The 21684-nt window shown below is 58.3% G+C and carries 17 protein-coding genes and 1 pseudogene; 9 read left to right on the forward strand and 9 right to left on the reverse strand.

The window, feature by feature from the left end; all coding sequences use genetic code 11:
* Positions 1-156: 156 nt before the first annotated feature.
* The 4 genes from AC0VYB_RS01935 to AC0VYB_RS01950 all read left to right on the forward strand — a co-directional run bounded on the left by AC0VYB_RS01935 (position 157) and on the right by AC0VYB_RS01950 (position 4411).
* Positions 157-1443: an FAD-dependent oxidoreductase gene (locus AC0VYB_RS01935; RefSeq protein WP_475384966.1), complete on the forward strand. Its 1287-nt coding sequence runs from the start codon at positions 157-159 to the stop codon at positions 1441-1443.
* Between the two features lie 72 nt (positions 1444-1515).
* Positions 1516-2376, forward strand: coding sequence for an ABC transporter permease (locus AC0VYB_RS01940; protein ID WP_144589210.1), 861 nt, complete (start codon positions 1516-1518; stop codon positions 2374-2376).
* Entirely contained in the window at positions 2369-3136 is a 768-nt protein-coding gene (locus AC0VYB_RS01945; protein ID WP_063250420.1) for an ABC transporter ATP-binding protein, read from the forward strand. The genes AC0VYB_RS01940 and AC0VYB_RS01945 overlap by 8 nt, the downstream gene beginning before the upstream one ends.
* Before the next feature lie 132 nt (positions 3137-3268).
* Complete coding sequence (locus AC0VYB_RS01950; RefSeq protein WP_475384967.1) at positions 3269-4411, forward strand: PDDEXK-like family protein; 1143 nt, start codon at positions 3269-3271, stop codon at positions 4409-4411.
* A 62-nt stretch (positions 4412-4473) separates the two neighbouring features.
* Here AC0VYB_RS01950 and AC0VYB_RS01955 read toward each other — a convergent pair whose 3' ends face one another.
* Together AC0VYB_RS01955 and AC0VYB_RS01960 are read right to left on the reverse strand one after the other, a co-directional pair.
* Positions 4474-4596, reverse strand: coding sequence for a hypothetical protein (locus AC0VYB_RS01955; RefSeq protein ID WP_475384968.1), 123 nt, complete (start codon positions 4594-4596; stop codon positions 4474-4476).
* Between the two features lie 67 nt (positions 4597-4663).
* A protein-coding gene (locus AC0VYB_RS01960) for an IS3 family transposase (protein WP_100227560.1) occupies positions 4664-5811 on the reverse strand; the annotation gives its coding sequence in 2 pieces (ribosomal slippage) (positions 4664-5541 and positions 5541-5811; 1149 coding nt in all).
* Between the two features lie 342 nt (positions 5812-6153).
* Here AC0VYB_RS01960 and AC0VYB_RS01965 point away from each other — a divergent pair.
* The gene (locus AC0VYB_RS01965; protein ID WP_475384969.1) at positions 6154-7320 is read left to right on the forward strand and encodes a nucleotide sugar dehydrogenase; all 1167 of its coding nucleotides are present in this window, start codon (positions 6154-6156) and stop codon (positions 7318-7320) included.
* 31 nt (positions 7321-7351) lie between these two features.
* Here the strand turns inward: AC0VYB_RS01965 and wecC are convergent, their stop codons facing one another.
* On the reverse strand, positions 7352-8626 hold the full coding sequence (gene wecC / locus AC0VYB_RS01970) for a UDP-N-acetyl-D-mannosamine dehydrogenase (protein ID WP_475384970.1): 1275 nt from the start codon (positions 8624-8626) through the stop codon (positions 7352-7354).
* A 405-nt stretch (positions 8627-9031) separates the two neighbouring features.
* Here wecC and wecB point away from each other — a divergent pair, with 405 nt between their 5' ends.
* The 3 genes and pseudogenes from wecB (at position 9032) to AC0VYB_RS01985 (ending at position 13292) form a co-directional block, all read left to right on the forward strand.
* A complete protein-coding gene (gene wecB / locus AC0VYB_RS01975; RefSeq protein ID WP_475384971.1) occupies positions 9032-10198 on the forward strand; it encodes a non-hydrolyzing UDP-N-acetylglucosamine 2-epimerase in 1167 nt (388 codons plus the stop codon).
* A 415-nt stretch (positions 10199-10613) separates the two neighbouring features.
* A complete protein-coding gene (locus AC0VYB_RS01980) occupies positions 10614-11744 on the forward strand; it encodes a polysaccharide pyruvyl transferase family protein (RefSeq protein WP_475384972.1) in 1131 nt (376 codons plus the stop codon).
* A gap of 339 nt (positions 11745-12083) precedes the next feature.
* Positions 12084-13292: pseudogene (locus tag AC0VYB_RS01985) on the forward strand (IS110 family RNA-guided transposase).
* Between the two features lie 447 nt (positions 13293-13739).
* Here AC0VYB_RS01985 and AC0VYB_RS01990 read toward each other — a convergent pair.
* The 4 genes from AC0VYB_RS01990 to AC0VYB_RS02005 form a co-directional block, all read right to left on the reverse strand.
* Positions 13740-14363, reverse strand: a complete 624-nt coding sequence (locus tag AC0VYB_RS01990) for a hypothetical protein (RefSeq protein WP_475384973.1) — start codon at positions 14361-14363, stop codon at positions 13740-13742.
* Positions 14360-16384: a glycosyltransferase gene (locus AC0VYB_RS01995; RefSeq protein WP_475384974.1), complete on the reverse strand. Its 2025-nt coding sequence runs from the start codon at positions 16382-16384 to the stop codon at positions 14360-14362. Before AC0VYB_RS01995 ends, AC0VYB_RS01990 begins: the two co-directional genes overlap by 4 nt.
* 3 nt (positions 16385-16387) lie before the next feature.
* Entirely contained in the window at positions 16388-16774 is a 387-nt protein-coding gene (locus AC0VYB_RS02000; RefSeq protein ID WP_475384975.1) for a hypothetical protein, read from the reverse strand.
* Positions 16775-17153: 379 nt separating this feature from the next.
* Positions 17154-17765, reverse strand: a complete 612-nt coding sequence (locus AC0VYB_RS02005; protein WP_475384976.1) for a hypothetical protein — start codon at positions 17763-17765, stop codon at positions 17154-17156.
* A gap of 220 nt (positions 17766-17985) precedes the next feature.
* On the opposite strand from AC0VYB_RS02005, the gene AC0VYB_RS02010 reads away from it, so the two are divergent.
* Complete coding sequence (locus tag AC0VYB_RS02010) at positions 17986-19020, forward strand: IS30 family transposase (protein ID WP_009381402.1); 1035 nt, start codon at positions 17986-17988, stop codon at positions 19018-19020.
* Positions 19021-19683: 663 nt separating this feature from the next.
* On the opposite strand, the gene AC0VYB_RS02015 is transcribed toward AC0VYB_RS02010, so the two are convergent.
* Together AC0VYB_RS02015 and AC0VYB_RS02020 are read right to left on the reverse strand one after the other, a co-directional pair.
* Positions 19684-20831, reverse strand: a protein-coding gene (locus tag AC0VYB_RS02015; RefSeq protein ID WP_100227560.1) for an IS3 family transposase whose coding sequence is annotated in 2 segments (ribosomal slippage) — positions 19684-20561 and positions 20561-20831 — 1149 coding nt in all. Because the reading frame shifts where the segments join, the coding sequence is not laid out codon by codon here.
* A 62-nt stretch (positions 20832-20893) separates the two neighbouring features.
* A complete protein-coding gene (locus AC0VYB_RS02020) occupies positions 20894-21385 on the reverse strand; it encodes a hypothetical protein (RefSeq protein WP_475384977.1) in 492 nt (163 codons plus the stop codon).
* Positions 21386-21684: the final 299 nt, after the last annotated feature.

The following is a 21684-nucleotide window of genomic DNA, read 5'->3' on the forward strand; positions in this document are numbered from 1 at the left end:
GACGATGATCCAGACCTTCGTCGATCAGGCCTGATCGAGCGCGAAAAGTGCGCTTGTGATTGAGCGAGCCAGCCACTCACCAGGCAGTGACGACGCTCACTCCGGCAGGCACGTCACCCGGTCTGACATGGGGCGGTCCCGGTCTAGCATGGAGCTATGGGGAAGCAGATCGTCATCATCGGTGCCGGCTTGGCCGGGACCACCGCCGCCAGAGAACTCAGCCAGGCGGGCCAGCCCGTCACCCTCGTCGACCCGGAGGCGGGTGACACGTACGAGCGACCGCCGCTGTCGAAGCACCTCTTCGACGACGCCCGCTACCACCTGCCATATCACCTCGAATCCGATGAGGCCATCACCTTTGTCCGGCATCGGGCCGTATCCCTCACCCTCGCCGAGGCGGGGGCCGAGATCGCCGGAACCGTGCACCTGGCCTCGGGGGAGACCCTCGACTTCACGCACTGCATCCTCGCAACGGGAATGGAGGCCGACCGGCCGGAGATCCCCGGATACCCGGATGCGCTGCCGGTCTACAACCTCGGCGAGGCGGAGTGGATCCGCAGTTTCGTCGCCGAGGCGGGCGACCCTCTCGACGTCGGTGTCCTCGGGTCGGGGTACCTCGGGATCGAGGTCGCCAGTGCCGCGGTCGCAGCCGGGCACAAGGCGACGGTCTACCTGCGCGGGACCGAGCCGCTGCGCCGACAGCTCTCGGCGCCGGTGCGGCAGGCGCTCTTCGCCAAACACAAGGAGGCCGGCGTCCGCTTCGTCACCGAACACACCGACGCCGCGGCGATCCCGCAGGGCGTCCACGATCTCTTCGTCACGAGCGTCGGCGCCCGCCCGGTGCGGATCCCCATCAACGGGTCCCTGCCGACGACCGACGAGCATCCTGCCGATCCCGAGGGCACGGTGTCGGGGGAGGCGCCGACGTTCGCATGGGACGTCGACGCGCACCTGCGCACCGCCTACCCGGGAGTATGGGCGGCAGGTGATTGTGCCCACATCACCGGCGGCCGGTTCCCGCTCAACCATCCGTGGGCGTGCGAGCCGGTGGCCGAGAGCCACGGAAAGTACCTTGCCGAGCAGATCCTCGCCGAGGATGCCGACAGTGGCGTACGGGACTGGACGACCGCCTCGGCGGGGGTCGAGCCGTGGGACGACGTTCCGTGGCACTGGAGCTTCCAGGGCCCGGAGAAGGTCTTCACGGCCGGTCTGACCAGTCCTGATGCCACGGACACGATCGTCCGCAGCGATCCCAGCGGGGCGAAGTTCCAGGTCTTCCACTTCGCAGGACCGGAGCCGGAAGCTGAGCTCGTCGGCGTCGAAACGCTCAACTGGCCGCCGATGCAGGCCGCGGCTCGACGGGTGCTCGCCGGGTCCAACCGTCCGACGCGCGCGCAGCTTGAGAATCCCGAATTCGACTTCAAGGCTCACAGTCGCTTGTGAGATCGGCAGGCGGTCATCGCGTAGACTTCCTGTGTTCAAACCCCCATTGTCGACGAGAGAATCTTTACCTACATGGACATGGCCAAGCTTGCTGCCGAGCATGGACTCGACAGAGTGGGTGGGCGGCCGTCTCTCCCCCAATACATCAAGCAGCTGTGGAAGCGCAGCGATTTCACGCTGACGCTGTCCCGGTACCGGATTCAGTCCGAGAATGAGCGCAACCGGCTCGGCATGCTCTGGGTCGTGCTGCGGCCGACGTTCTCGGCGATCATCTACGGCACGATCTTCGGTGTGCTGCTCAAGGGTGCGGGAGTGCGGCCTCCGGACTTCGTGCCCTTCGTCGTCATCGGCGTCTTCATGCTCGAGTTCTTCAACTCGTCGATGAACGGCGGTGCGAAGTCGATCATCTCGAACGCCTCTCTCGTCCAGTCTCTGCCGTTCCCGCGCATCGTCCTGCCGATCGCGACGGTCATGCAGAACCTGCTCAACTTCATGCCGACGATGGCGCTGATGATCATCGTCGCGGTCATCTACGGGGCGAGGCCCTCGTGGGAGTGGCTGCTCTTCATCCCGCTCATCATCCTCTTCTGGATCTTCTGCCAGGGCGTCGCGTTCATCTTCGCTCGCATCACCGTCCATTTCAGGGATCTCAGTCAGGTCACGCCATTCATCTCCCGGATGATCTTCTACACCTCGGGTGTGTTCTTCTCCCTCAACGAGATGATCGATCGCCTTGGCAGGCCCGATCTTCAGCCCCTGGCGGACTGGCATCCGCTCAACGAGGTGCTCTCGATCTCTCGCGGCATCCTCATGAACGGCTACGAGATCCCCTACGAATACTTCGGGTACTTCGCCATCTGGGCCGCGGTGATCTTCGCCTTCGGCTTCGTCTTCTTCTGGCAGGCCGAGGAAAGGTACGGTCGCGATGAGTGAGAACACGACCCCCGGCGAGACGAACGAACCGCATTCGCCCGTCGTCGTCTGCGATGACGTCCACGTCGTCTACAAGACCCTGGCTACGGGCAAGAAGCTCAAGCTCGGCGGTGCCGGCGGCATGTTGCAGAAGACCCGCGGGCTGCGCGAGGTCCATGCGCTCAAGGGTGTGAGCTTCGTGGCGTACGCGAACGAGTCGATCGGCGTCATCGGCAGCAACGGCTCTGGCAAGTCGACGCTTATGCGCACGATCACCGGCCTGACCCCGGCATCGCAGGGCGCCGTGTACGCAAGTGCGCGGCCGAACCTCCTCGGCGTCGGTGCCGCGCTCATCCCCGACCTCTCGGGCGGACGCAACATCATCCTCGGCGGTCTGGCCCTCGGGATGACTCGATCCCAGATCGAGGCGAAGTTCGATGACATCGTCGACTTCACCGGTCTCGGCGACTTCATCGACATGCCGATGCGCACATACTCGTCGGGAATGTCCCAGCGTCTCAAGTTCGCCATCGCGACAGCGGTGCAGCACGAGATCCTCATCGTCGATGAGGCTCTGGCCGTGGGCGATAAGAAGTTCCAGCAGCGGAGTGAGGGGCGGATCCGCGAGATCCGCGAGAACGCCGGTACGGTCTTCCTCGTCTCGCATTCGATGCGCTCGATTCGCGACACGTGCAACCGCACGCTGTGGATCGAGAAGGGCGTCCTCAAAGCCGACGGTCCCACCGACGACGTCGTCAAGGAGTACGAGTCGTACAAGTAGGGCTTCGGACACCTTATGTCGCCGACTAGCCTTCTCTCCTCTACATCTGTTGTGTAACCCTGTACGATCTGGTTCACAAAGGGACGCTCATCTCGAAGCCTCCTGGAGCCAGAGCGAGAAGGGGAAGTGGCAATGGATAGTACTGGCGGCAACTTCGAAGGGCTCAGCAGGCTCCTAGCACAAGAGAGCTCAGCCAGCGATCTCTTGGCGCTTCTTATCGAACTCGATCCGAGCAGTGTCTCGTCGGCCCTCGACCTGGACCCGGATGGTGTTTATGTCGGAGTGCGCGAATACGCCACTGGACGAGGCCGTATTGATCTCTTGGTTCAAGAACACAGTTCTGGATCACCTGCGGCCGTTGTCGAGCTCAAAGGCGCCTCCTCAATCCACGGCGATCAGCTCGATCGGTACGCTCTATGGGCAAGCAAGTTCGATCCGCGCCCAGAACTCATCCATTGTGCGTTCGACGTCGAAGAGTCCGAAGCAAACGAGGATTGGACCACACTGCGATTGCGCGACGTCTTCGGGGCTTGGGAACGCTCGAATTCTCCAGAGGCAAGATGGCTTGCTTCTGGGATCACGGCAATCTTGGATACATGGTCAGTCGAAGCCGATGAGTTGCCGGCAACGCGCAAAGGCTACTATTCGCCAGACATCACCTCGAAGCGAATAGCGATAGGCCTCAATGCGCGACTTTCCCTGGAATTCGGCGATGGTTCGTGCGCCGAACCAGATCGGGACATGGCTGGCAGTCCAATGCTTATTGCTTGGACTCCCTATCCGGGGCAGACAGGCGAAGACGAAGTGTGGCTGGGAGTGGATCTGAGAAGCGAGACTCGACGCTCGATGTCGTCGGTGTGGAGTTTTCGCCCCTTCATCCAAGTTCTCCGAAACGACGATCGTCCCCTCTCGGAAGATCGACGATCGGCGTTCGACCGGGCGGTTGGAATCCGCGAAGCGCTGCGATGTTCAACGATCCAGCAGATGCTCAAATCTCAGGGCCTTGGCGACCTCTCAGAGTCTCTATCTGGTGGGAGATTCGACGGCTTCAAATCAGACATCGATGCGTTCGACTTTGAAAACCACTCAGCGCTCATTGGAAACTCGGACCGTTACCCGGGCGCCGGTCCATTCGGCTATGACTGGGGGAGGAGACTCGCTTCCATCCTCTCGCTCGACACCGCTGGCCTTAATCGTGAACAGGTTCAGGAACTAGTCTTTCGCGTTGTGAGTCATCTTCGCGAAGCGGCCCGGAATCAACTTGACACGCACTGAAAAGCCAAGAGCAGGACCGCTCAATTGACGAGAAGTCCTCCCCTCTTGGTGCTGGCGTTGGCTCAGTTCCAGACGCCTCGGGTGTCGTGGACGATCTTCTGGGCGAGCATAGAACGGTCGATTCCTCCGAACTCGGTGTGGTCGACGAGGAGGACGATGTCCGCGTGCTTCGTAACGGCAAGCAAGACTCGAACACCGCAATTTGGCCCCATCGCTCAAGTTGAGGGTTGTGAGGGTGGGCCGCCCCCGTTGTTAGGTCCGGTCTCTGTGTGAGTCGTCGGGTTCCATTTCGTGGGTGCAGTGGCGAGCATAGTCGGCCGGGGTGAGGTAGCCCAGCGCCGAGTGGCGTCGCACGGTGTTGTACTCGACCTTCCAGTCGCCGATGACGACCTGGGCGTGCAGCAGTGAGTAGAAGCTGTTGATGTTCAAGCACTCGTCGCGCAGGCGGGAGTTGAACGACTCGACGTAGCCGTTGAGCCACGGCGAGCCGGGCGGGATGTACGACAAGCCGGTGCGGGTGCCGGCCCAGTCGGCGATCGCCTGGCTGATGAACTCGGGCCCGTTGTCGCTTCTGAGGACCGCGGGCGGTCCGTGCAGCTTAACGAGGTCGTCGAGATGGTCGGTGAGACGGTCGGCGGTGATGGAGCGTTCCACGAGGCCGCCGAGGCAGACCCGGGTGTGCTCGTCCACGATCGACGCGATTTTGATCGGACGCCCGGCCTCGTCGACGTCGAACTGGAAGTCGATGGCCCACACCACGTTCGGGGCGCACGCCTTGGGGGCGTCCGTGGTCGAGGAGCCGATGCGCTTACGGCGACGTCGCTGGGGCACGCGTAGGCCTTCCTCGCGCCATAGCCGCTGGATCTTCTTGTGGTTGACCTGCCAGCCCTCGCCGCGGGCGTCGTGGCACGCGCGCCGGTAGCCCCAGCGGGGGTGCTTCTTCGCGTAACCGCGCAGCCATTCACGCAAGGCGGCGTCGGGGTCGGCGACGGTATCGGCCTTGAGGGTGCGCCGGTAGGCGGACCTGGATAGCCCGGTCAGCCGGCACGCCATCCGCTCGCTCACCCGCATCTTCGCGATGAGGTGAGCGACAGCGGCGCGCCTCCTGCCCGGGCCTAGAAGTTTCCCTCTGCCAGCTCCTTCAGCGCCGCCTTCTCCAGCTCTGCTTCAGCGAGCAGACGCTTGAGGGTGGCGTTCTGCTTCTCGAGCTCCTTGAGGCGCTTGGCGTCGTCGGCCTTGAGCCCGCCGTACTGGTTGCGCCACCGGTAGTACGTCTGTTCCGACACGCCCAGCTCGCGGCACACCGCCGCGACGTCCGCGCCATCGGCCAGCATCCGGTCGGCCTGTCCGAGCTTGCGCACGACCTGCTCAGGCGTGTGCCGCTTCCTCGTGTTCGTCATGATGAGACCAGTCTTCCTGCCCGCAGCAGCGAGCATCAAGACGACTCACACAACGACTGGACCTACATCCCGGGGTCAGCCCAAGGGTACGTTACATTTCGGCGGGTGTCGCCACCGATCCACGACGTTTCCGCGTGGTTCGCAGGCGGCACAAAGTTCCGCCTGCGAACCACGCGATAGGCTCCAAGAAGGTATTCACTCACAAGTAGTAGCGGATTTAGTTGTGTCGTCACGCAACCGATACCCAAGTAGTCGGACGGTGCCAGTAGAATCGGTGCGTTGAACGTACCTTCAACCTGACCCTGGTCAACCCATTCCATGACACTCATGAGAGGCTGCTTTATGAAGATCACTGTCGTCGGCACCGGATACGTCGGCCTCTCAAATGCGGTCCTTCTGGCCCAGCACAACGAAGTTGTCGCAGTGGATATTGATCTGGACAAGGTGAATGCCATTAATAACGGGATTTCTCCCATTGAGGACGCGGACATCCAGCGATACCTCACTGATCAGCCGATACAACTGACAGCCTCGACCGATCTGGCAGATGCCCTGAACGGATCAGCCTTCGTTATAGTTGCTACGCCGACAGACTACGACCCGGAATCCGGCAAGTTCGACACCTCGTCTGTCGAAACTGTGCTCAACCAAGTTCGCGATCTCGCTCCGGACGCAACGATAGTCGTCAAATCGACTGTTCCTGTCGGCTTCACCCAGTCCATGCAGGAAGAGTACGCAACGCGTCAGATCCTGTTCTCTCCGGAGTTTCTCCGTGAAGGACGGGCATTGCACGACAATCTGCATCCCTCCCGGATCGTCGTAGGTGATCAGTCCCGGCTAGGGCAACAATTTGCCGACCTTCTTGTTCAGGGTGCTCTCGATGATGACCCCCCAGTGCTCCTCACAGATCCCACGGAGGCGGAAGCGATCAAGCTCTTCGCCAACACCTATCTTGCGCTTCGGGTTGCGTACTTCAATGAGCTCGACACCTACGCAGCAACTCATCGGCTCAATACGCGTCAGATTATCGAAGGAGTCAGTCTGGACGCGCGGATCGGTGGCCACTACAACAACCCATCCTTCGGTTACGGCGGTTACTGCCTCCCGAAGGATACAAAGCAGCTGCTTGCCAATTACACGGACGTACCGCAGGACCTTATTGCTGCCGTCGTCGACGCTAATAGGACGAGAAAAGACTTCATCGCTGAGGATATTCTTCGTCAGGACCCGACCACTGTCGGCATTTACAGATTGACGATGAAGTCAGGTTCAGATAATTTCCGGTCGTCTTCCGTGCAGGGTGTGATGAAACGCATCAAAGCGAAGGGTATCGAAGTCATCGTGTATGAGCCCAACCTCCCAGATGAATCGTTCTACCATTCGGAAGTTGTGAAGGACTTCGACGAGTTCAATCGACGAAGTGATGTGATCGTCTCCAATCGGATTACCGATGAACTGAGCCCAGTCGTCGATAAAGTCTACTCTCGGGACATATTTGGACGGGACTGATCCGCGCGGGTCGACGGATTCCTCTGGTTGATCAGTCGGCGGCCACTTTGTTCCACAGTCCTCGAGTGTCGTGCACGATCTTTTCGGCAATCAATGATCGGTCGAGACGCGCGAACTCGTCGTGGTCGACAAGGAGGAGTATGATATCGGCCTCTTCTACCGATTGACCTAGTTCGCCAAGTGTGACGTTGTCTCGTGTGGCGAGGTCGGGCGGAAGGTCGTCTATGTTTGGTTCGACTGCCATTATCGTCGCATCAGGAAGTTCCACAGATAATTGATGGACTATCTGTCGCGCAGGGCTCTCTCGGAGATCGTCGATGTTCGGCTTGAAAGCGAGTCCAAGGGTTGCGATCTTGACCCCGGTGATCCGTTTGGCCTGTTCCAATAGCTTGTCAATAACGAATTGAGGCTTCGAATCATTGACTTGACGAGCAGTCTTGATAAGCGCCGAATGCTTGGGTGAAGTTGCCACGATGAACCACGGATCGACGGCGATGCAATGACCACCAACTCCAGGGCCAGGCTGCAAGATGTTCACACGCGGATGATGATTGGCAAGATCGATGAGATCCCATGCGTTGATATCGAGCGAGTCGGCGATCATAGATAGCTCGTTGGCGAAGGCAATATTGACATCACGGTAAGCGTTCTCCGCGAGCTTCGACAGCTCAGCGGTGCGCGCATCCGTCATAAGGAATTCACCTTCACAGAACAGTCGATAGAGGTCACGAGCTCTTTCGCCGGCATCGCCATTGAGCGTGCCGACGATGCGATCATTCGTTCGCAACTCGATCATAATGCGGCCGGGAAGAACCCGTTCCGGGCAATGAGCGAAGTAAACAGATCTCGGGGTTCCGGGTTCCAAAGTAAGGTCCGGACGAGCGGAGAGCACTGTCTTGGCAAGGAACTCTGTGGCCCCCGGAGGAGAAGTGGACTCGAGAATGATGAGCTCGACGCCGGTAAGCAACGGCGCAATCTGCTTACCGGCGGTCTCGATGTAGGAGAGATCGGGCTCGTGCCCTGTAGTGAACGGTGTTGGGACTGCCACGATGTAGTTGTCAGCGTGGGGTGTTTCGGTAGTCGCTCTGAGGAATCCCTGCGAGACGACACCGGCCACGGTAGTGGCCATGTCCGGCTCGACAAAAGGCACCTCACCCTTATTGATGACCGCTACGTTCTCGGGGTTGATATCGACGCCGATGACATCGGCACCGGTGCTGGCAAGGATTGCCGCTGTCGGCAAGCCGATGTAGCCGAGGCCGATGACCGCGACAGTTGGGCGCTCTTCAATTCTGGGCGCATTCATAGGCGGGATACTCCAAGCTTTCTCGGCGTGGACACGGCTCTCTGTGTCGTACGCTGGGCACGATCTGTGACTGAATGAATCGACCAATGAACAGCGTCTCAAGCTGAGCGCATCGGTACGACCACAAACACGTATCACTATATCAACGCCTTTATGACACCAATTGCAGCGCTCGGCATAGCATAGGATGACCCGGTCATCCGTACATGGAACCATCTATAGTACGCACCGGAGCAGCCACGTCAATGCCGTCGACAGTGTTATATTGTCACCGACAGAGTGCGGGAGGTGATCTCGCCGATCCCGACGTGACTCCGTAGCTATCGCGCCCTCCAATGACGCATAACCTCATGGAACCTGCGAGACGCTTTGCAGGAGAAGGCGTCCTGAAGCAGGGGTGATTGAGTGAGCAGTATTCAAGAAGCTGCTGAGCCGACAGTGATGGTCATCTACGGAACCCGTCCAGAAGCAATAAAGGTCGCGCCGGTGATCAAGGCGCTCGAAAACGACCCGACATTGTCGCCAATAGTCGTCGTTACGGCCCAGCACCGAGAAATGCTCGACCAGGTCAACGATGTCTTCGACATCTCACCGCACGTTGATCTCAATCTCATGGCCCATGGACAGACTCTCAACGGGATCGCTGGTACCGTGATCAGCAAGATCGACGAAGTCCTAGACGCTCATCAACCCGATGCCGTTTTAGTTCAGGGTGACACCACAACAGTTATGGCGGCCGCAATAGCTGCATTCAATCGCGAAATCCCTGTCGTCCACCTCGAAGCGGGACTACGCAGCGGCGACATCACCTCGCCGTTCCCGGAAGAGGCGAACCGCAAGATCGTGTCGCAGATTGCCAGCATCCACTTAGCGCCGACAGAGGTCTCCCGCGCCAATTTGCTTGCTGACGGTGTTCCTGACGAAAACATATATGTCATAGGCAATACGGTTATTGACGCGCTACATTGGGCAGTCGGAAGAGAGACACCACCCGACAGTTCGTCGTTCGGTCAATCTGAAGAACTAAACCAGCGATTACTCTTGGTCACGACCCATCGTCGAGAAAATCTCGGTGATAATATGATCAACATAGGACGTGCTATGAGGGAGCTGGCCATCAAGTATCCTGACCTGCTCATAATTTGGCCTGCACATAAGAATCCTAAAGTCAGGGCGACAATTGCGCCAGAAGTTGAAGACATCGGAAATATCCTGACTATCGAGCCAGTTGAGTATGGTAAGTTCTCGCACCTGATTGCACGTTCAGATATTGTGCTTACGGATTCTGGGGGCATACAGGAAGAAGCGCCTAGTTTAGGCAAACCAGTATTGGTGCTACGCGAAAATACCGAACGCCCGGAGGCAGTAGAGGCCGGCACGGTCAAACTCGTCGGCACAAGCACGAGTAGAATCGTCAAAGAAGTCTCGAATTTACTAGATGACGCTACCGCATATAGCAAGATGTCAAAAGCCTCCAATCCATACGGCGATGGTTTTTCGGCCGACCGCGCGGTTCGAATTGTGATTAAATTCCTTGAAGGCAGAACCAAGACGCGGTACATTAATGAATAACATAAGGGGAACGCGCGCCGAATCAATTGCTTGGTGCCGAACGTGAAATCGCTTCGACGGGAATAACACGGAAGTCGCACTATCGTCGCGTGTCTAAAAGTGCCGATCAAATAAATCTGGGGACGCCAGTATGGTCTCGAAGGATCCAATGCATTTCGAGAGGACAAAATCGGTATAAGGCCATCTATTCTGTGTTCCTGAACGGTCGGTGGATCCGGCCGAATCGTCGAATGGTAGAATTGATTGTCAGTTGCTTCAAGCTGAAACGTGGAAGCACACGTGAGGCGATTACATGAGGCTGTTCACTGCGGCGGTGTGGGGCCATACTCCAACTAGTTTACTCGAAGTTTGATGAAGAAATGATAATGAAAAGTGCGTCCAGGGCTGATTAGGCGTAAACGGAAAGGATGATACTGTGAACATTGGGGTGATGGGATGCGTCAGAGATTTGCCTGTTGAGTTCCCAATCAATAAAGCGGAAAACGCCGGAAATATGATTCACGGAAATGCGCCGTTTGTGATTCTCGACAATGCGGTTCTGGCAACTGACTTCGCCAGCTACAACTCTCGTGGATATAAAAATTTTGTAGAGTTTGTTAATAATGAATGCTCGCATTTGATCTTAACTCTCGCGAACACTTTGAAGCTTGGCCAGGAATCCCTCCCCAATCTGGAACGGATGAGCTCGCTGCTTGCGAAAATCGAAAAGCCTGTTGTCACATTTGGTCTAGGTGGACAAAGCCAAGTCGACTCGATAGACGATCAAATACTCGCCCCGGAGGCCATAAAACTGGTACAGGAAATTTCGGAGAAAACTGAGCTTCTTGGCGTTAGGGGTGAGATCACGGCCGAGATTGTTCGAAAGAAGGCCGGCGTTCGAAATGTGTATGTTACTGGGTGCCCATCCGTATTCTCACGGCCTGAGGGAATTAAGGCTCTCAGGGACAATCTTGACGCGGTTGATGGTCGTCCCGCGTTCAATGGCACCAAGTTTCATGAACATCACGAAAGAAGACTGCTTTGGAGCGCGATCGATCGCGATCAATTTCTGGTCGAGCCGGTAAATAAGTTTAACCACGGTTTTCATACCGCGGTTAATGGAAGCAACTCCGATGCTGACATCCCCTACTTCCTGAACGGTTATGTCGACGGTTCGAGTGAAAGAAAAGAATATCTAGTTGAGTTCTTCAGAAAAAATTACAGGTTGTTCCGATCTCCGTCTGATTGGTTCGCCTTCAATGCAGAGTCGGTATCGTTTACCTATGGAAGCAGATTCCATGTGAACATGGCTTCGATCCTGTCTGGAGTTCCAGCCTTTTGGCTGACCCACGACTCGAGAACTCGGGAGCTCGTGGACTACATGAACTTGCCCAATATCGATATTGAGAAGTTTCGCCCAGAAGATGATCTGGACATCGATTGGCATTCTTTATACGGCGACTTTTTCAAGGGTTTGCCTGAAATTCGCGAACGCTTCGAGGTATACCTACATCGGAATGGGCTCCCAACAAAGGGCGTAAACCCGGAGTTGTTCGGCATCAAATAGCCAATATCCGCGCTACTTCATATCGACATTTAGTTCGCGTGGCTAATGTTCCAGGCTTTCGAGCCAGGAAGTGTCAACTTGAAATTGACGCTTGCAGACAACGATCGCTAGTGGGGTGTCCCTATATTCATTAGTACGCCCCGAACGGGGTCTGGACGCTGGTCCTGGTACGGCCGATTTGCCCTGTCATTGATGATCCGGGGGTGTTGCCACCAGGAATCCAGGACACGCGTTGACTGCTGATAGGGGGCTCGGCCCAACACTCGTCGTAACGAGGGGCCAGCATCGGGTGTCATGGCAACCAACGGCCACAGGGTTGGATGGTCGAGGAGAACTGTCATGAACATCGATTACGACGTATGGCTCGGCCTCGAGATCGGCAAAGCCATGCATCACGGGTGCGGGCTCAACCCCGCAGGGGAGCGGGTTTTCGACCGCGAGCTCCCACAGGATGAAGTAGCACTTCGGCACGCGATGACGAATCTGGAGCACGAACACGGTCGTGCGCTCGTCATCGTTGATTAGCCCAACACGATCGCAGCTCTGCCCGTCGCGGTCGCCCGGGATTGTGGTGCCGATATCGCCTATATTCCGCGGTTGGCGATGCGGAAGGCTGCCGACTTGTATCCGGAGCAGACGAAGACGGATGCCAGGGATGCGTTCATCATCGCTGGCACTGCGCGCACGATGCCGCACACGCTGCGATCGGTGGATCGGGAATCGGATGTGCTGGCAAATCTCAAGTTGTTGGCCGACACCGACGAGGACCTCGCGCATGACATCACCCTAGCGATCAACCGGCTGCGGTCCTTGTTGGTCCAGATCCACCCGGCGCTCGAACGCGTCTTCAAGGGCACCATGTTGGCCAGGAGCATCGTGCTGGATTTGCTTGCGCGTTATCGCGGTCCGGCAGGGTTGCGTGCGGCAGGGAAGTCAGGGGTGAAACGGTGGGCACGCAACCAAACCCGAAAGGACCCCTCGTCCTTGATCGATACGATCTTTGACGCTCTGGCTGAGCAGACGGCGACCGTGCCGGGCAGTCAGGCATCGGAGTCGGTGGTGCCTCGCCACGCAGTCAGGATGAAGGCGCTGAAGGCTGAGAGGACCGAGATCGAGACTGACGCGGAGGAACTGGCTGATGCACTCCCTCTTCTTCAGGTCTTCACGTCGATACCGGGAGTCGCCGTTAAGACTGCAACCCAGATCCTCCTGGCCGCCTGTGATTTCAGCGCGATCAAGACTGCTGCGCATTTGGCTGCGTATGGCGGAATCGCTCCGGTGACGCGGCGGTCGGGGGCATCGATTCGTGATGAGTTTCCGTCGCGGGCTGCGAACAAGAGGTTGAAGAACGCGTCGTTCCACACAGCGTGGGTGGCGTCGTGTCGTGACTCGGTGTCGAAGGCGTACTACGAGCGGAAACGGGATGAGGGTAAGCGGGATAATGCTGCGGTGATGTGTCTGGCTCGTTGCCGGCTCAGCGTTCTGTTCGCGATGGTCAGGGCCGGGGTCTTCTACGAGGTGAAGACCCCGGCGGCTGCTAGACAATGAATGTAACGGGCGTCGGTCCATCGTTTGATCAATGAATGTGCGTTCGGACAGGAGTCGGTTCTAAAAGCGAATCGGCTGCCTCTCGAGGCGCTCCGAGGAAACTGATTCCGGGTGACAGGCGGAACTCAATTGCCATCGTGCTGGAAACGGAACGTTACCCCGTTGGTTTCACAGTAACAACACTGACGCATTATATCGCGGTCAGTTCATGGCTCGCGAATTCGGTGCGAAAGCTGCTGAAATCTTCCCGCAGAAAATCAGCGAAAAGTGCATCGGCGCCGTAGGGACAAATTTCAATCAACGACGGTGACGCTTCCGACCTGCGCATTGGCCCAAATGCAAAGTGGCTTTAGCGAAGGAGCGCATAGAGCTAGCCCGGAACCGCTTCGTATCGAAGATATAGCGGAAACTGAACCGATCGGCGTAGCAATCAGTGCCCTGGTCGAATTACTCAACAAATAGAATTCCCAGCCTAACTGCTAGCAAGAGGGCAGAGAGCCGTTCACGTTCCGACAGAGAGATCTTCTCGCCGTTAATGATGAGCCTATCAGCGGAGAGGTCCCCAGCGAAGAGCACGGCCACTGCCAATCTGGAACGTATTTCCTCAAAATCGCTGGAAGACGTGGCCTTATCGAATACGAATGCATTTGACGCAACAGTCATCGAGGAAAGCCCTCGGAGCCCCCCAGCCCATTCAGAGGATGGCAGAACTGCCAGTGACGGGATGTCGCTTCGGACGTGGGTGGCATCGAAACCAACATGCACATCGCGGAGTCCCACCTCAAGGGGTTTTGGATAGTATTCAATTGGGCCTGGGCGCACCGCGACGTGTTTCATATCAGCCTCAATCGCTGCTGCAGTATTTGGACCCAAGCGATGAGGCAATTGCAAATCGCCGCTAGTCCAGTGACCGAATGCGAGATATGCCGCGATTGCTTCGCGCTCAAAATTGACCGTTGCGGGGGCGCGATCCATAACCAACGAGTCCGTTGGTGGAACGGCGTCGTATTCTTGCAGTTCGGTGTGAAATCCGACCTGTCCATAGTTGGTGCCCTTCCAGGTGATTCTCACGCGAAATACTCCTCTGCGGTGCGCCCAATGACGAGCCATTGGCTCTGCGAGTTCCTGTTGATATTTTCGGAGTGCGTTATCGCAATTGAATCGCGCTCGGACCCGGTTCCCATAACGTAAAGCTGCGAATTGTTAGGAACTGTTTGCTGATTGGATATGCGATGAACCTCGATAACCTGCCCTTCAGGCGCATGGTTCATATAGTCCTTAACAGCTTCGAGTTCCCATGCGTCGGGTGCGGAGTCGGTGGTAACTTCATGCCCCACCACCTCAGCCTTTAGGTCGAAGCCAAGTTTCATTAACAAGACCATATCCTTGTATGTCGCACCCTCGACAGAGAGGTGGGATTTCAAGACAGTACCGTCACGGGTAACAGACCTCACCCGCGGAAGCCCGTCGAATGGAGGAAGCTCGTGTGGAACTTCTTCGAGCTGAACAGTCGCGTTCCGAACCACTAGGTGGTCGGGGAGATATGCGTCCAGCAAGTGCGAGTATGTTTCCCGGTCTCCAATAGGCGGGTACGCATTCAGCTTGGCTTCCTCAGCAAGTTTAGTCTTGTGCCAGTTGCTCAGTCCGAATTGGAAATACTGGAGGGCTTGTTTTGCGGCGTCACTCTGATTTGAGGAATCAATCGCCGTCACCTGACTGTTGTGCCGGCGCCGGAGCAGAATAGGTTTACCACTGTGGCTTATTTTGTATCCGGAACGAAGCAGTCGGAGGAAGAAGTTATTGTCGACTCCACTGCTAATGGCTTCGTCGTAGCGGATGGTTCGCATTACGTCTGTGCGAATCATCCAGGTGCCGTGCCCTGGGGCTCCTCCTTTTTCTGCTGCCTGAGCAAGTGTTGGAACTCTGGAGACGATAAGTTCTTTCTCGCCGGTTGTGTCATCGAAGTTGATAAACGATCCCGCGGAGCCGACGAAACCTGTCGTGATTGCCTCAAGTTGCCACTCGAGGCGTCGCGGCGGCATCAAATCGTCGTCGTCCATAACTGCTGTGTAGATACCCGTGCTTTCGTCAAGCGCGTAATTTCGGGCTACGGAGATTCCCTGGTGATCCTGTCGGAAGTACCTGATTCTTGGATCATCAAACGAGTGCACTAGGCGTTCAGTCGAGTCGTCCGAGGAGCCATCGTCAATAACGACAATCTCGAAATCCTGGACAGTTTGAATAAGTACCGAACGGATAGATTCTTCCAGGAGGTCGGCCCGGTCGCGGGTTGCAAACACTACGCTTACCAAAGGAGCCGCGTTGTCTGGTCGAAACCGCCAATGTTTGGTGTTTCTGGTATACGATTTGTCGTTATAAACGACATCTTTATTGAAGTTCACTGCTTCTCGACCGGCCTCGGTCAGTTCAACCGCGCGAAGTGTGGGCGGATGCCACATGTGATACATTCGAACCCCGGGTTCGTCAACCCAGACAGTTCGGTAACCAGCGCGTCGGGCTCTTTGCGCGAAGTCGAGGTCCTCACCCCCGTATGTGTGGAGGCGTTCGTCAAAGCCGCGTATCTTCTGATAGCCAGCAGCAGGAATTGCCATCATTCCGCCCATGCCCCATCGTGGTCGTAAACGGCCAGCGCGTTCAAGCTCGTCCCAGTCTATTTCTGTCCGCGATGCGAAGAAGTCGTCTCCCATTCTTTCCGGTAGGTCTCTACATTGGAGGAACAATGCGCAGTGCTCTGCTTCGCGGGCGGTTTCCACAATGTTTTGCATAGAGCCTGGTGAAAAGAGCATGTCTGCATCTGTCGAGATGAGGAGATCGCCTCGCGCGATGGCGAACCCAGCATTTAGCGCTCGGGATCGTGACCAGACGGCGTCACCTTGTGTGTAAACGTATTCTGCTCCTAGATCTGCGGCGACCTGCCGGGCAGGCGCAGGGTTGGCACTGCCGTAGTCAGAAATGATCACTTCGCCACGAATTGCTCCAAAGGATTGAATGATGCTCTTGGCTGAGCGCCGGATGCGATCTGCGCCCCAGTCTCGAAATCCTATTACTACTGATACGTCCAATTCGTTCACGGCTTACCCCTCCTCGCCGACGATGACGGCAGGTCGATCAATAACACTGGTTTCCAGAACTATCTCGCTTACCGGGGCAGCTGACTGTTGTGCAACTTCGGCCCACGGAGCGACTGACAGCGTTGCGCTCAGTGCTCCGGTTGGTGGAACAAATTCGGGTAGGCGCAGAGTTGTCGAGGCTTTGGCCTCAGGCAGATAAACAAAAGCGCAGTCCAGCGTTGTCGACCAGTGTAGGCCAGCTGGGGCACTGCCTTTGGCGAGGCCGAGATTGGACCCGTCGAATGTGACAGTGAGCACGTAATCCTTGTATTGGATGTCTTCAACCAACCTGAGGACTGGCCTCACGGGTATCGCAGTTTCGAGCAATCGGAACGTGAGGGAGTCAACCATGTGGCGGTTCCTTTCAAGAGCAGTTATGACAGGACAAGGTCAAGCGAACTCGGACTTAAAGCACTTCTCAAAGTCGCAGTACGTCAATTTCGCTGCCGCTAACCGCCGAAGCGAGGGGCGCGCAAACGGCCTCGTTCCGCGCGGATGGTGGACGGTTCCGCGCTGAGTAGTAGACAGAGGTGCGAATGCGCCTGCTTGCTGATGTTAGCACTTCTCTCCTAGCGGATGTGCGGCGGCAAGTTACACGTGGTTCAGACCGCCCTGCTACCCATCGGGTTTCGGGAGCGGCTTCTCCGTCGTTACTGGTAGTCTCTGTGAAAGTAGCTGTTCAGGGCGGAGAACTATGTGGTTGAGCGGTCGGAAGTCCTGAATAATGTCGTCAGTTGTTTGCGAACCACAATAGTGTGGCGTGCAGGTGATGAACTTGCCTTACCGCGACACGATTCTTGAGGTCGGCACGGAGCAGTGTGTTCAGTCGACGGCGGTTGAAGATCGCGTCGACCAATGCGCTGTCTGTGCGGTCAATGACGTCTCGAAGAGCGGTCCTTACCGCTTCTAGGTCACGGATCTGCCACAGGGGGGCATTCATCGCGTTTGCGAGTTCGATGACCTGTGGCGTTGTCGGGAGCAGGTCAACACGACCGTTGAGCGGTTTGTCGGACTTGCGGCCGTCGAAGGACGGTTGTCTCTGTAGGTCCGTAAAATCAAGACTTGGCACTGGTCCGCGCAGCTCCTGGTAAGTGCTGTTCATCCGCGGGGTGTCGAACGGCAGGCTAAGCAATCGCTCGTCCCATCCGCGGAGAAGGTCAAACACCACCCAATTCGCTGCTCTTTCCTTAACGGAGAGTGATAGCGCGAGACGCGCGCCAGAAAGGCAGTACAACGGGTCGAATCGGTGTACGTAGGTATTCCACTCCAAGGTGGTCGGGACGACGAAGTACCGATTGCGCACGTTAATGAATGCCCAATCCAGGCCGGCTCCTGAGTCCATGCCCATTTGCTCCGCGGCGAGCCTTATTTCGTGGAAGCGGCTTATCCGCCGGTTCACAGTTTCGCTCGAATACAAACCGATGTCAGAATCGGTGGAGTAGGCGCGACCTCCCCAGATTCGCTCAGCGATTCTGGCAGTTTCTTCGAATGTGACCGGGGTGGTGTCATAGCGTCGAAGCAACACTCCCGGTCGGCGGGGGTCTGATCGGTGGAGTGTGCAGATGGCGCGGGTGGGGTTGTCGTTCAGCGACAGGTCGGAGATCTCGGCGGCCTCGAAAGCGGGCTGGTCGGTGCGGAGGATCGCCCGTCACCTGGGGCGTTGCCCGTCGGTGATCTCGCGGGAGCTTCACCGGAACTCGACGAAGACCCGCGGCTACCAGGCCGTGACCGCAGACGTCAGAGCGCAGCGTCGGCGAGCTCGCCCGCAGCAGCGGAAGGTCGCGGGGGATCCGGTGCTGCAGGCGAGGGTGGACGCCGACCTGGCCGCGTCCTGGACGCCGAACGAGATAGCGGGCCGGTTGCGTCTGGAGGCGACAGACCCGACCGTTGAACGCATGGCGAACTCTCCTGACGCACGCGGCCGAACCGTCTCCGGTGAGGCTATCTACCAGTACATCTACGCAATCCCGAAGGGTGAGCTCGCCCGCAAGGGCATCTTCCTGCAGTCCAAGCGGACCAAGCGCCGACCACGTACGACCGGGCGGACGCGCGGTGGCCCAATCGTAGGTATGGTCCCGATCGCGGAGCGAGGTGAGGACGCCGCCCAGCGTCGGGTGCCGGGGCACTGGGAGGGTGACCTGATCATCGGGAAGAACGGCACCTCGTGCGCGGCGACGCTGGTGGAGCGGATGAGCGGGTTCACCGGGCTGCTGGCCCTGCCCTCGAAACACGCCGAGCCAACCGCTGACGCGGTCATCGAGTTTTTCAACGACCTGCCCGAGATGATGAAGGCATCGTTGGCGTGGGACCAGGGCAGCGAGATGGCCCAGCACGCGAAGGTCTCCCTGGCCACGGCGATGCCGGTCTACTTCGCCGATCCCCACTCGCCCTGGCAGAGGCCCAGCAACGAGAACACGAACCGGCTCTACCGGGAGTATCTGCCCAAGGGCACGGTGATCCCCGATCACCAGCCCTACCTCACCACCATCGCCGAGGAGATCAACAATCGACCCCGCCGCCGACTGGGCTATCTCACGCCCACCGAGGCATTCGCTCGACTGCTCGCCGGCGAGCCCCATGTTGCTTCGACGCCTTGACATCGCCCGGTGCTGAGGCATCATCCAGCGACTTAGAATAGTTCCCCTTGAAGTTGCCTCCAAAGCCTCCGGAAAGCACGACGGTATCGGCGCCAGCCATATGTTCGTGGGGTCCAGCAGTTAGTAAGCCAGACGAGAATTCCATTGGCCACAGTGCCTGTTCAGCGATAGTCGAAGGATTGCGGAGCACCTGTGTCGCGCGCCATTCGGTCATAGTCAGCCCAAATTCAGCCGCAAGGCGCCCCGCGACCCATCGGTCGGCCATCGTCTCCGGCCCCATCGACAGGAACGTGAACTTAGAAGCGAGTCCCAATGACTTCGATGCCGCAAGAATCATCCGAGTGTCGAGTCCGCCGGTGAGATGAGCAATTATCTCCGGGCCTCCGGCTTCACTAGCCGCAGAAACTGCACGGATGTTGTCTTCGATCTCGGTACGCACTTGCTCGAGGCCCTCGGCGTACGATTCGAATGGCGTAAGCACTTTGTCCGCAACCGAGTAGCGGGAGATCTGTATGCCCTCCGATGTGACCTTAACCCGCTCGAATGAATCGAGAACGTCTACGTCCTCATAACTGCTGGGACTCAAGCCGCCGCTGCCCGTCGCTGCAACTTCAGTCGCGAAGTCGAGACTGCGCCGAGGGCGATACTGGGCCGCCCCCGTTGTTAGGTCCGGTCTCTGTGTGAGTCGTCGGGTTCCATTTCGTGGGTGCAGTGGCGAGCATAGTCGGCCGGGGTGAGGTAGCCCAGCGCCGAGTGGCGTCGCACGGTGTTGTACTCGACCTTCCAGTCGCCGATGACGACCTGGGCGTGCAGCAGTGAGTAGAAGCTGTTGATGTTCAAGCACTCGTCGCGCAGGCGGGAGTTGAACGACTCGACGTAGCCGTTGAGCCACGGCGAGCCGGGCGGGATGTACGACAAGCCGGTGCGGGTGCCGGCCCAGTCGGCGATCGCCTGGCTGATGAACTCGGGCCCGTTGTCGCTTCTGAGGACCGCGGGCGGTCCGTGCAGCTTAACGAGGTCGTCGAGATGGTCGGTGAGACGGTCGGCGGTGATGGAGCGTTCCACGAGGCCGCCGAGGCAGACCCGGGTGTGCTCGTCCACGATCGACGCGATTTTGATCGGACGCCCGGCCTCGTCGACGTCGAACTGGAAGTCGATGGCCCACACCACGTTCGGGGCGCACGCCTTGGGGGCGTCCGTGGTCGAGGAGCCGATGCGCTTACGGCGACGTCGCTGGGGCACGCGTAGGCCTTCCTCGCGCCATAGCCGCTGGATCTTCTTGTGGTTGACCTGCCAGCCCTCGCCGCGGGCGTCGTGGCACGCGCGCCGGTAGCCCCAGCGGGGGTGCTTCTTCGCGTAACCGCGCAGCCATTCACGCAAGGCGGCGTCGGGGTCGGCGACGGTATCGGCCTTGAGGGTGCGCCGGTAGGCGGACCTGGATAGCCCGGTCAGCCGGCACGCCATCCGCTCGCTCACCCGCATCTTCGCGATGAGGTGAGCGACAGCGGCGCGCCTCCTGCCCGGGCCTAGAAGTTTCCCTCTGCCAGCTCCTTCAGCGCCGCCTTCTCCAGCTCTGCTTCAGCGAGCAGACGCTTGAGGGTGGCGTTCTGCTTCTCGAGCTCCTTGAGGCGCTTGGCGTCGTCGGCCTTGAGCCCGCCGTACTGGTTGCGCCACCGGTAGTACGTCTGTTCCGACACGCCCAGCTCGCGGCACACCGCCGCGACGTCCGCGCCATCGGCCAGCATCCGGTCGGCCTGTCCGAGCTTGCGCACGACCTGCTCAGGCGTGTGCCGCTTCCTCGTGTTCGTCATGATGAGACCAGTCTTCCTGCCCGCAGCAGCGAGCATCAAGACGACTCACACAACGACTGGACCTACATCCCGGGGTCAGCCCAATACCCCATTGAGCGCAAGGTTTCCACGAGAGCTCTCAGGTCCGTCGAGAACGCATGCACGTGAATATCGCGGAAGTGAAAGACAAAACCACCCCACGGATCTGGGACGATATCAACTTGCGCCGGATTCGGGCTCCACAGGTACAGCGTCAGTACCCCCCGAATCGAGGAACCCAAACGGTCCGGATCTGTATTTTGATGACGTGCGAGGACTTTGCGGGCGTCCGCCGCGGAGCGTACAAACGTTCCATCGATCACACCGGAGCCATGGATTCCCAGGACCGTCCTGCCTGCCTTCTCGCTCCGGGCACGCAACGTAGCGGTTGTAATTTCGTCTCCAACGATCTCCGGGATTCGAACGTGAAGTCGATTTGCGAGTCGAATCACGCCGTCGACGTTCACGTCGTGGTCTGCCCAGATGACAACCGGTGCGCGTAAATGTGGGACGCGTTCGGGTGCGTGAATTGGCATGCTTTCCAACGAAACTCCTCCGCGACTCGTGTAGCTGCCGACCAGGACGTCACCTGTCATAGCTACCGAATCCCCACGGTACTCTATGAACGTGCGTGAATGTCTCTGCCTGGATGTAGCGGAGGACAGCCAGGAGTGGAGGGGCGGTGTCACGGATGAGAGAATGGGGCCTGATGTAGAACTCGTACTGGGGCACCGTATTCCGCGCGATCGCGACTTTGATACCTGCGTCGGAAGCGGAACGGAACGCGCAGATGAGCAATGGGCTGAGACTAGGAAACAGTCCGGGCCGGCACACA

The organism is Brevibacterium sp. Z349TD_9 (genome assembly GCF_056173565.1).

Excerpts from the sequence above, each read along its gene's own strand:
- AC0VYB_RS01935 (WP_475384966.1), top strand. The coding sequence starts at position 157 with ATGGGGAAGCAGATCGTCATCATCGGTGCCGGCTTGGCCGGGACCACC.
- AC0VYB_RS01940 (WP_144589210.1), top strand. The coding sequence starts at position 1,516 with ATGGACATGGCCAAGCTTGCTGCCGAGCATGGACTCGACAGAGTGGGT.
- AC0VYB_RS01945 (WP_063250420.1), top strand. The coding sequence starts at position 2,369 with ATGAGTGAGAACACGACCCCCGGCGAGACGAACGAACCGCATTCGCCC.
- AC0VYB_RS01950 (WP_475384967.1), top strand. The coding sequence starts at position 3,269 with ATGGATAGTACTGGCGGCAACTTCGAAGGGCTCAGCAGGCTCCTAGCA.
- AC0VYB_RS01965 (WP_475384969.1), top strand. The coding sequence starts at position 6,154 with ATGAAGATCACTGTCGTCGGCACCGGATACGTCGGCCTCTCAAATGCG.
- wecC (WP_475384970.1), bottom strand. The coding sequence starts at position 8,626 with ATGAATGCGCCCAGAATTGAAGAGCGCCCAACTGTCGCGGTCATCGGC.
- AC0VYB_RS02000 (WP_475384975.1), bottom strand. The coding sequence starts at position 16,774 with ATGGTTGACTCCCTCACGTTCCGATTGCTCGAAACTGCGATACCCGTG.
- AC0VYB_RS02005 (WP_475384976.1), bottom strand. The coding sequence starts at position 17,765 with ATGGACTCAGGAGCCGGCCTGGATTGGGCATTCATTAACGTGCGCAAT.
- AC0VYB_RS02010 (WP_009381402.1), top strand. The coding sequence starts at position 17,986 with ATGGCGCGGGTGGGGTTGTCGTTCAGCGACAGGTCGGAGATCTCGGCG.
- AC0VYB_RS02020 (WP_475384977.1), bottom strand. The coding sequence starts at position 21,385 with ATGCCAATTCACGCACCCGAACGCGTCCCACATTTACGCGCACCGGTT.